The 10939-nt window shown below is 41.8% G+C and carries 9 protein-coding genes; 3 read left to right on the top strand and 6 right to left on the bottom strand.

Features of this window, described 5'->3' with window-relative positions:
* The first annotated feature begins 978 nt into the window (after positions 1-978).
* Complete coding sequence (locus AACS98_RS10505) at positions 979-1251, top strand: ferredoxin-thioredoxin reductase variable chain (RefSeq protein WP_066379270.1); 273 nt, start codon at positions 979-981, stop codon at positions 1249-1251.
* Here AACS98_RS10505 and AACS98_RS10500 read toward each other — a convergent pair.
* The 6 genes from AACS98_RS10500 to AACS98_RS10475 all read right to left on the bottom strand — a co-directional run bounded on the left by AACS98_RS10500 (position 1248) and on the right by AACS98_RS10475 (position 6585).
* Positions 1248-1478, bottom strand: a complete 231-nt coding sequence (locus AACS98_RS10500; RefSeq protein WP_066379268.1) for a hypothetical protein — start codon at positions 1476-1478, stop codon at positions 1248-1250. The genes AACS98_RS10505 and AACS98_RS10500 overlap by 4 nt on opposite strands.
* A 75-nt stretch (positions 1479-1553) precedes the next feature.
* Positions 1554-2345, bottom strand: a complete 792-nt coding sequence (locus AACS98_RS10495) for a YdcF family protein (RefSeq protein WP_066379267.1) — start codon at positions 2343-2345, stop codon at positions 1554-1556.
* An 83-nt stretch (positions 2346-2428) separates the two neighbouring features.
* Positions 2429-2929, bottom strand: a complete 501-nt coding sequence (locus AACS98_RS10490) for a hypothetical protein (RefSeq protein ID WP_066379266.1) — start codon at positions 2927-2929, stop codon at positions 2429-2431.
* Between the two features lie 74 nt (positions 2930-3003).
* Positions 3004-4548 (bottom strand): bifunctional aminoglycoside phosphotransferase/ATP-binding protein, encoded by a 1545-nt coding sequence (locus AACS98_RS10485; RefSeq protein WP_066379265.1) that lies wholly within the window; start codon positions 4546-4548, stop codon positions 3004-3006.
* A gap of 295 nt (positions 4549-4843) precedes the next feature.
* Positions 4844-5143, bottom strand: a complete 300-nt coding sequence (gene rplY, locus AACS98_RS10480; protein ID WP_066379263.1) for a 50S ribosomal protein L25 — start codon at positions 5141-5143, stop codon at positions 4844-4846.
* A 98-nt stretch (positions 5144-5241) separates the two neighbouring features.
* Positions 5242-6585 carry an adenylosuccinate synthase gene (locus tag AACS98_RS10475; protein ID WP_066379261.1) on the bottom strand — a complete coding sequence of 448 codons (1344 nt, stop codon included), beginning with the start codon at positions 6583-6585 and terminating at the stop codon, positions 5242-5244.
* 683 nt (positions 6586-7268) lie between these two features.
* On the opposite strand from AACS98_RS10475, the gene AACS98_RS10470 reads away from it, so the two are divergent.
* Both AACS98_RS10470 and AACS98_RS10465 read left to right on the top strand, forming a co-directional pair.
* Positions 7269-9794: a PAS domain S-box protein gene (locus AACS98_RS10470; RefSeq protein WP_369815979.1), complete on the top strand. Its 2526-nt coding sequence runs from the start codon at positions 7269-7271 to the stop codon at positions 9792-9794.
* 90 nt (positions 9795-9884) lie between these two features.
* Positions 9885-10922: an adenosine deaminase gene (locus tag AACS98_RS10465; protein WP_066379257.1), complete on the top strand. Its 1038-nt coding sequence runs from the start codon at positions 9885-9887 to the stop codon at positions 10920-10922.
* Positions 10923-10939: the final 17 nt, after the last annotated feature.

Raw genomic sequence — 10939 nt, 5'->3', positions numbered from 1 at the left:
CAATTACCTTGCTACAGGCTGGCTACTCTCAAAAGTTTTGTACAGGTTCTCAAGCCTAAAATTTTTTTTAGCTTGGTTTTCGCTTATCCCTAATCATAGTGGATTTTGAGTAAGTTTGAGCAAGTTTTTCAGCACTGTTTAATTCCCCTGACCACTATAATAAAGATACCTTTTTATGTGGTATCTTGATCTGCCTAAACCTGAGATTTTTATAACTTTTCGTGTAACAGAGGCAGAAAAAGAATTGCTCAAACAATATTGTGACCAAAAATGCACAACCCAAACCGACATTTTACGGGAATTGATTAGAGGACTAAGACGGCGGAAGACAGCCGCAACGCATTCATGAGGGCAGTTCCGTGGGCGGGTTTCCCGACTTGAGGAAACTGCCCGTCCCCACCCCTTAAGGACGTAACAGGCTGAAAATTTTTTGGATTTTCAGCCTGTTACTGGTGGGCTTTCTGCTCCAATACTTGTAAAGTGCTATGTACTGAGTTTTGAGTTATGAGTTCCGATTGTTGTAGAATTGAATTTATCGTTAAAGCGCAAATCAAGAGCAAAGTGGGTTTTTCTTGCCCTGTTTGCCTATCTAACCTCGAAAATGTACTTTTAAACCACCTGTGGGAGTGAACAAGTGCATTGATGAGAAAAAGCGTTGTGGATTACCCTGCCACTCAACTGCTGCTTGGCGACAACTGTCGTACCTACGAGTAGCCGCAAAAGCGTTTATGCAGTTTGCGCTTGATTGCTAGCAGGGACTAGGAAATACAGGGTTTTCCCGCGTAAACCTGTTAATACATTATAAGTCTAATCAGAAATTCTGATGTTGCTGATTAATCATTCTCACAGCCTGCACGGGCAGGCTTTGTTTATATAACAGGTACAGAAGCGTGAAATAAAGCATCTGTCAAGATTGACGCTATGGAAGTGACTGTTGTCAACAGTTTATGGGTAAAAAGTCAGTTAGTTGAGTGAGGGTTGGTTGTGGAGACACTTGTAGAACAGCAAAAGCAAGGTAAAAATATTGATATGAAAGTAGGCGATCGCGTCCGTGTTAAAGAGTCGGTGGTAGTTTATCATCATCCTGAACATCGTGGTAAAGCTTTTGACATCAAAGGCATAGAAGGCGAAATTGTGCAGATTGTCACTCAATGGCAAGGTAGACCTGTGAGTGCTAATTTCCCCTTGTTAGTCCAAGTGAGTAAAAAATTTAAAGTCCACTTGCGAGAAAATGAAATCGAACTAATCTAAATTGATGATTGGCGGCGAAACAACCTGAAAATATTCAATTCGCCGCGCATTTTTTTGAGTTCTTGACGGTGTTGTTCGGCAGTCTGGTTATACCATTCACAATAACGCTGAAACTCTAAGCGCGTTTGCACTTCATAATAAAACTGCTTAGTTGTATGGTATGTAGCGAAACCTTCGTCAACTTCCGGTGGCAGTCCAGGTATGATGTGAGGCAGATTTTCAGACATAGTTTTTAGGGACTCTTGATTGGGGACTGGGGACTAATAACTAATAACTAATAACTAATGACTAATGACTAAGAATTACAGCCAACCGCGTAACCAATAGACGAAAGTACCGATATATTCTTTGAGGGCATTAGTAAATTGGTGTAAGTTGTCCGTATCCGGTAATAAACTCAGGATGGCGGCTTTAGGAGTTCTGCTAATTTCTTGTAATTCATTTTGGCTCACAAGAAAGTCAGTTGGGGCGGGGATAGCATCAATACCTTGACGCTGAAAAATTTTGAGCGATCGCGGTGTATGTATCGCTGAAGTTACCAACAGTATCTGACGAATACCACGAGCATCGAGAATTTTTTTCACATTGACGGCATTTTGATAGGTATTCAGGGAGTCTGGTTCTTGAATCAGTGCCTCAGATGGGATACCGATAGATGTCAGGATATCCGCCATATCTGCTGATTCTGGGGAACCACTACCACGCCAATCAATACGTCCGCCACTCAGTACGATTATAGGAGCTTTTTTTTGGCGATATAGTTGAGCCGCATAAATTACGCGATCGCCTTGTTCAGCTAAATCTACCCCAGGGCGAGGCGGAAAGGCTGATTTAGTGGCACCTCCCAATACTACAATTGCGTCAGCCGTAGGCAACTGTGCCGGTGGCATATTTTGCCATTCTAGCGATCGCACTAAGTATTTTGCCACCCAAGCATTACTACAGAGTAATAATACAACTAACGCCAAAGAGACGGCGATCGCTGCTATACGTGGTCTTTTCCACAGCGTAAATAATGCCACTACTAAACTGATACTCGCTAGTCCCAAAGGATAGAAAAATAGTGGCAGTAATTTAGAGAGATATAAGAACATATTAGGGAATAGGGAATAGGACAGGGGAACAATAGAGAAGAACTTTTCCCAATGACTAATGACTAATGACTAATAACTAATAACTATTTATTCCAAAACTTGAAATTAAAACTTCCAGGTGTGCGACGATAACGACGGCTAGCCCTTCTGGTTTGCCGTCTGGTGATTCTATCGGTAGACTGTTCACCTTCCACTGTTTCTACAGTTTCTACTGGTAATTGAGTTCTAGTTTCTTCCTGACTTCTCCACCAAGCAATAATCCAACCCCCACCTACAGCACCTACAGCACCTAACAAAATACTCATAGGTGCTGGATATCCTAACAACCCAAACCCTAGCAAGAAAAATAACCAATATTTTAGTCCGGCATCAATACCATCAGAGGAGGGGACTGTGGGGGGCTGAGGACTGGTTTTACTGGCATTAGTAAACCAACCCAAAGCAAACCAACCAAGAATGCCCAGAAACAGGCTCAGGGATATTGGTGTTCCTGTTGTAGTCAATATAAAAGTGATGAATGCCCCAAATAAAAATTGAGTTAGGGACTCAGGTGTGAAATTGAAGAGGTTGTTATTATTTGCCATGAGATAAATAGGGGTGTAGGGATGCTTGTCTGGAGGGGTGTAAGGGACAATTTAATCCTCCTACACCTGCTAATCTATTGGCTAATTAGTTGCTGCAATTGTGTTTGTGGTGGCTCAGTTGTATCCCAATTTTGGACGTAAGGTTTTTCAGCATCAGTAAAGGGTTCTGCTTGCTTGAGTTGGGAATCTAATAAATCAATTGTGGCATCAGCAATATCATGAGTACGGTTGACAAGACGCTGTTTTACTACTTCTAACGGTGCGGTGCAGAATATAATTTGCAGGGGTAGTTGATGCTTTTGAGCTTGTGCGATCGCTTCCTGTCTCAGTGTTTGTTTATCATACTTAGCATCTAAAATCACAGTATAACCTTGATTAGCTAGTATAATCCCCAAATTTAGTAACCGTGCATAGGTTTTCTCGGTCATTTCCGGCGTATACAAATCTTCGCCACCACGTTCTTGTAGAGCAATTCCCCCCAAGTGTTTCCTAACCGCATCTGAGCGAATGTGAATTGCTCCCGTTTGTCGTGCTATATATTTTGCGGTTGTACTTTTCCCAGAACCGGATAACCCCGACATTAAAATCAGTTTTCCTGGTTTGGGTTTAGTATACTCCCAAGCTAGTTTGTAATATTGGGCGGCTGTTTTGCTGGCTTCTGCTTTTACCTCCACAGGTACACCAGGATCATCTAATAAAAATGATGTCACCTTCGCCCGTACATAAGACTGACGATTGAGATATATAGGTAATACCTCCAAACCTTCCCAGTCGCCAGTCTGTTCTAAGTAAGTGTTGAGATAAGCATTACTCAAGTCTGGACGCTGCTGGGCTGCCAAATCCATCACCGCGTAAGCAATATCAAACATGACATCGACAAAGCGGAACGGCTCATTAAACTCAATACAATCAAACAACAGTATTTTATCTTGCCACAGACAAATATTTCTCAGGTGCAAATCACCATGACATTCCCGAATGTAGTTATTTTGGATGCGGCGTTGAAATAATTCTTGTTTTGTGGCAAAAAAATCATCGGTGTAAGCTTTGGTTTCCTCAAACTGTTGCTGAGTTTGGGGGCCTCCAATATATTTCTCAGTTTGCTCGTAATTTTCATCAAACGCCGCTCTAATTTGCTCTACTTGCCCAAAACTACGAATATAGTCATTAGTCTCAGTTTTAGCGTGGTATTGAGCTACTACCCGACCTAATTCTTCGAGGTGTGTCTCGTTTAATTTACCCTGGGCAAACAGTGAACTCAGTAAAGTCTCTTGGGGAAACTGGCACATCTTTAACACGTACTCCACAGGCTCACCCGTTCCTGCGAGAGTGTATTGCTCACCTATCAAAGTTATAGGTAACACTTCCAAATACAGTTCAGCCGCCCCCCGTTGATTTAACCGCAGTTCTTCCTGACAAAAATGTTGGCGTTTCTCTAGTGTGGAAAAGTCCAAAAACCCAAAATTTACTGGTTTTTTTAATTTATAGGCATAATCCCCAGTTAGCAGCACGTAAGAAACATGGGTTTGAATCAGTTGAATCGGTTCTGTCACAGGATGGGGATAGAATCCCGGTTGTAACATTTGCTGAATTAAAGTTGGAAGAGTTACTTCAGTCATAAAAATGTGGGACAAAAAATTTAATTTTTTTTGGTTGCTAGTGTCGGTAGTGAGGACTTTAGTTCTCTGTTGTGCTACATCAACTAAATCAGAATTAACGTCCTGAGAAGGGTTGGTAGTGAGGACTTTAGTCCTCTTTATTCAAGGCTACATCAACCAGATAAGGGCTAGAGCCGCTTACTACGAACTTAAAGCCGGAAAAGCCAAACAACAAAAAACCAGGGTTTTACCCCTGGTATCATCAGCAATTATCACAAACTTTAAATGACAAGTTAAGACAAATTTTCTACCAGCCTTAGTTTTTAGCAGTAGCGTAAAAGCTCAGGTGGTAAGGTGTACCCTTGGCTGGATGTTTTTGTACTTCTTTGAGTACAGTTGTACCTTGCCATTGTAGATCGGGAATGTTCAATTCAATTTCTGTTTTGTTAACCGCAGCTGCTTTCAGTAGACGGTCAACGGTTTTAGCATCAATTACTAAGTAAATTGATTCTGTAATGTTGTGACCGTACAAGTTAGCAGGGATAAGTCCAGAACGACGCAAAGCATTGGGTTTGCTTCCTTCTGGTCGTTTTTGAGATTCGACTGTCAGAGCCATACAATTTATCAGTTGTTAGTTGTCATTAGTTATTGGTCATTAGTCATTAGTCATGAGTCATGAGTTTTGACTTGGAACTATTGACTGTTGACTTTTAATTAAGCACTCAGCAAGGAAGCGGGAGTACCATCGGCGTGCAGCAAGGCACGTTTTGGCCCGTGAATGGGGTCTTCGACAATTATGGTTTGATCACGGCTTGCGCCTAAAGAGACGATCGCGATCGGGACTTCCATGAGTTCTGCTAAGAACTTGAGATAGTCCAATGCTTGCTGTGGCAAGTCTTCCAGGGTACGGCATTGTGTTGTTGGCACTTGCCACCCTGGTAAGGTTTTGTAAATCGGACGACAGCGAGCAAACTGACGCGCACTTGTGGGGAAGTGTTCACAGCGTTCGCCGTCAATCTCATAGGCGACGCAAACTTTGATTTCCTCTAACTCGTCGAGGACATCGAGTTTGGTAATCGCCATGCAGTCCATACCGTTAATTCGCACGGCATAACGACCGATGACGGCATCAAACCAGCCACAACGCCGCTTGCGTCCGGTAGTTGTACCGAATTCTGCACCGCGATCGCACAGTAATTCACCTAATTCACCATGCAGTTCGGTGGGAAATGGCCCTTCACCGACTCGCGTTGTGTAGGCTTTTGACACACCAATCACCCGGTCAATCATTGTCGGCCCTAACCCTGTACCTACGCAAGCCCCCCCAGCTACCGGGTTAGAGGAGGTGACATAGGGATAGGTTCCATGATCTAGATCCAACAGTGTACCTTGTGCGCCTTCAAATAAGATGTTACGCCGCCTTTGAATCGCATCGTATATTTTGAGCGATGTGTCCACTACGTAAGGACGCAAACGTTCTGCATACCCTAGATACTCGTCAATTACCTGTTGCGGATCTAAGGGTGGTATGTTATACAGTTTTTCTAAAATAACGTTTTTATAGTTAATCGTCCATTCCAACTGCTCGCGTAGTGCCTCTGAATCCATCAAGTCTAGTACCCTGATACCTGTACGCTCTGATTTATCTGCGTAGGTAGGGCCAATCCCTCGACCAGTGGTGCCGATTTTATGACTACCGCGCCGTTCTTCTGATGCCTTATCGATTAATCGATGGTAGGGCATGGTTACGTGGGCAGTTTCGGAAATGAGCAGATTTTTAGTAGAAATATTTAACTTTTCTAATTGGTCGAGTTCTGCAATTAAAACTTGTGGATCGATGACTGTTCCACAGCCGATCATACATTCTGTATCCGAGTACAAAATACCAGAGGGTATTAAGTGCAGTTTAAAGGTCTGACCTTTCACTACAATTGTGTGTCCAGCGTTAACACCCCCTTGGTAACGGACTACCACATCTGCGGAGCGGCTGAGTAAGTCAGTTATTTTACCTTTTCCTTCATCGCCCCATTGGGCGCCTATGACAATGACGTTAGCCAAGAGTTTATTTTATCGAGGTAAAGTTTCCACAAATATCTAATATATACATATTCTTTGACATCTGTCAATACAACAGACAGCCATTTTTCAGATATTTTGCTCAATTCATCTTTTTTTCACAAAATGTATCAGTTTTTTGTTGTTACCTGATCATGTATATGTAGCATAAATTGCTATTTCAGACTTGCCTATTTTTTAGTAATTCTTGCTCGTTTAAGCTGACTAATCTTTGCTGTTTTTAGGATGGTGAAAGTTGTGATCCAAATCACAACCTAAAACATCAAAGCATGAGACTATTACATAATCACCATAGTCTTATTTTTCAGGATATATTGAATAACTAACATAATTAACAGCAATAATTTTTGGAGAAAAATATTCCTATTTTCTCTGGATAAATCAAATCTGAATATCTGGATGTCTGGGATATAAAACCAGCAAGACAGATTTCAGGTGGTTCATCATCAAATTACCGCATAAATGTAGTTAAAGTTACACTTTATTGTTAAACAAAATGCTGATTCAGCTATTTTGCCTAATAGAAGGAACCTTTGAGACGGTGATTTTGTCAGCGTGGTAGTAAATAATTACGGTTAAAGAAAAATTGGGGTAATAACTAAAATCAGTAATTTTCAGACTCACTGTCAGTTGAAAAACTGTAGTCTTGAATTCTCACTGTTTGAGTGCGCGGCGACATAAAGGGCGATCGCATGATGAAATTTTCTCTCATCCACAAGCTAAAAGGCATATTTATTCTGGCGTTAGCAGTGTTATTCACGAATGCTGTAGTTTCCTACAGCAACATCATAAAATTATGTCATCATCAGCAATGGGTGGCAGATAATCATCTGGTGACGAGTCATGTTGAAATGCTCATTACCACATTTAAAGATGCAGAAATTGCCCAGCGTCACTACCTACTTACTAATAACACAGATGCGCTCAAAATTTACCTGGGTGCTAGTGAAAAAATTCAAAATAGAATCGCAATTCTGGACTCGTTAACCGTCAACCCCAAGCAACATCCACAATGGCTTTTTCGGCTCAAACAAAAAATTACCGCACAGCAAAATCTACTTCAGCAAGAAGTGACTGTGAGTCAACAGCAAGGTTTTGCGGTTGCTCAACAGCTAGTATTATCTCATCAAGACCAGACGCTGAGACTGCGCCAAGATATCCGAGAGTTAATTGACACAGTATCACCCATACAGAAAAGTGCTGTACTACAGTCTCAAAGCATTTCCCAAGCCACACTGGCAACATTTTCTCTGACTATGATGGTGAATGTGCTGCTGCTAGGGTTTGTGTATGACTTGCTACGGCGTTATCTTAGCAGACTCCAGCAAACTGAAATTGCTTTGCATGAAAGTGAAAATCGACTACGAGCAATTATTGACGCTGAACCAGAATGTATTAAGTTAATTGCTAGGGATGGCAAGCTGTTAGAAATTAATGCTTCTGGATTGGCAATCATGGAAGTAGAAAATGCGGATACTCTGATTGGCAAGCCGATTGATTTGAATATTTTACCAGAATATCGAGATGCCTTTGCGGCTTTGCATCAAAGCGTTTGTCAGGGTAATAAAGGCAGCTTAGAGTTTGAGCTAGAAGGATTTAAGGGTACTCGTCGTTGGATGGAAACTCACGCTGTACCACTCATCAATGAAGCGGATGGGACATTTCTACATTTAGCGGTGACACGAGATATTACTCGGCGTAAGCAAGCAGAACAGAAAATCCACGAACAAGCTGCACTGTTAGATGTGGCGACTGATGCAATTTTGGTAGGCAATATTCACAACCAAATTCTATTTTGGAATAAAGGCGCAGAACGTTTGTATGGTTGGAAGGTTGAGGAAGCTTTAGGGAAAAATATCCTCGAACTGTTGCATCAAGGCGATTGCCGCCAGCTAGAGGAGGCATTATTTACTGTTATTAGTACAGGTGAGTGGCAAGGTGAGTTACATCAGCTAACGAAAGATGGTAAACAAATTATCGTCGAAAGTCGCTGGACTTTGGTGAGGGATGAGGAGGGGAAACCCAAATCTATTTTGAGTGTGAATACTAATATCTCTCAGAAAAAACAATTGGAAGCGCGACTGATGCGATCGCAACGTCTCGAAACTATTGGTACTCTAGCCAGTGGTATTGTCCATGACCTTAACAATATCCTCGCTCCCATTTTAATGTCAGTTCAGCTTTTACAGATGAAATTGCATGACCAGCAAATGCAAAAAGTGCTGAACACCTTAGAAGGGAATGTCAAACGGGGCGCAAATTTGCTTAAGCAAGTATTATCTTTTGCGCGGGGGATTGAAGGGCAGAAGACAATTGTACAAGTTAAACATCTCCTCCAAGAAATTGAGCAAATTGTCCAGCAAACCTTCCCCAAGTCTATTATTTGCTCGACAGATATCGCGGATAATCTTTGGTATGTCTCTGGAGATGTTACCCAGCTACATCAGGTATTGATGAATCTTGTAGTTAATGCCCGTGATGCTATGCCTGATGGTGGGATGTTGAAGATATCCGCCGAGAATGTGGTACTAGCTTCAGAATCAGACTCTTATATTGTTATATCTATTGAAGATACGGGTGTAGGCATACCATCAAACATTCAATCTCAGATTTTTGAGCCATTTTTCTCTACCAAAGCGGTAGGTGAAGGTACGGGTTTAGGTTTGTCTACTGCTGTGAGTATTATTAACAATCACGGTGGGTTTATCAGCGTTGAGAGTGAGGTACACAAAGGCAGTAAATTTCATCTGTATTTGCCGGCTGTGGTATCTAATCGTATGCAATCAACTGCGGCGGTAGAAATGGAACCACCAACCGGACATGGGGAAGGAATTTTGGTTGTAGATGATGAGGCGATTATCCGCGAAATTACTAAATCCACTCTAGAAGCCTACAATTACCGGGTATTAACTGCTGGGGATGGGTTGGAAGCAGTATCAGTATATACTCAGAACCAAGAGCAAATTAGTCTAGTGCTGCTAGATATGATGATGCCAGCAATGGAGGGGGCGATCGCTATCCGCCAGTTAAAAAATATTAATCCCGACATCAAAATTATTGCCATGAGTGGGTTGTTATCTGCTCCACAGTCTACAGCAATTGCTAGCATGGGGATAAGAGCATTTTTATCCAAGCCTTGTACTGCTAAAGAGTTACTACAAACCATCAAAACTGTACATCAGCATCATTGACGAACTATTGAACAATCTTTCTGAGGATATAGATTTTTTTTCTCAGCGTTTTTGTTAATATTAGTAAACTTATATAGACAATTTATCACTATGGCTTTATATGCTGAGTTACATAGACACTTGGGCGGTTCCGTTGTCCCTCGTGTCTTATGGCGGTATTTCGAGAGACATTCATCAGAGTTAATTTCCCGGTTTCACAACTATCCAGAGTTTGAAGATTTTTACACCAGACCACGCAATACTTTAGACGAATACCTAGAATTGCACACTTTAGTAGAAAGTGTGCAGACGGTTGAGACATTACCCTACTTTATTTACCGCTTAGTGCGGGGTGCTTACATTTTTGAAAATTTGGCTTATCTGGAACTACGCTATACTCCCTATTTACGGACACCAGAGCATTTAAGTCAATCCGAGAGAATTGACAAAATGGCGGAAATTGTGGCAGTGGTAGGAAAAGCGAGTCAGTTACCAGAGTATCCCATTGTCACCAGTCAAATTCTTTGTATGCACTCGCGTTTACCTTATGAGGTGAATAAAGCGATTATTGATTTAGCAGCGCAACATCGAGATTATGTTTGTGCGGTGGATGTGGCGGGGGGTGATAGTTATTATAGCGATCGCCTAGACGAATGGATTAGTCTCTATAATTATGCGCGATCGCTAGACATTAACACCACAGGACACCTGTACGAAACTACGGCGGGTTGTTACCCAGAACTGTTACCTTACCTGATGCGAATAGGTCACGGTATCCAAATTCCCCTATTGTATCCTGAGTTACTATCAGAAATAGCTAGAAGGGGGCAGTGTTTAGAAGTTTGCCCCACAACTTACCTGAAAACCGGGACTTTACAAGATATCCGGCAACTCAAGTTAGTCTTTGACCGATGTTTTGATGCAGGGGTAGACATAGCTATTTGCACTGATAACGCTGGCTTGCATAATATGCGTTTGCCGTTTGAGTATGAAAATCTCTTGACTTACGACATAATTAATTTTAAGCAGTTGCAAGCTTGTCAAGATGCCGCCTTTCGTCATGCCTTTGCTTGGCCTTATCGTCAACGCCCAGAATATTTGTTGAATGGGTTACTTAAATCAGAACCAGCCAAAGCTTTGGTAATGTAAGGTCATTAGTCATTCTC

The sequence above is a fragment of the Anabaena sp. CA = ATCC 33047 genome, assembly GCF_963870205.1.
GTDB lineage: Bacteria > Cyanobacteriota > Cyanobacteriia > Cyanobacteriales > Nostocaceae > Trichormus.
The sequence above is the reverse complement of the archived record's forward strand: the minus strand, read 5'-3'. Positions and strand labels throughout refer to the sequence as shown.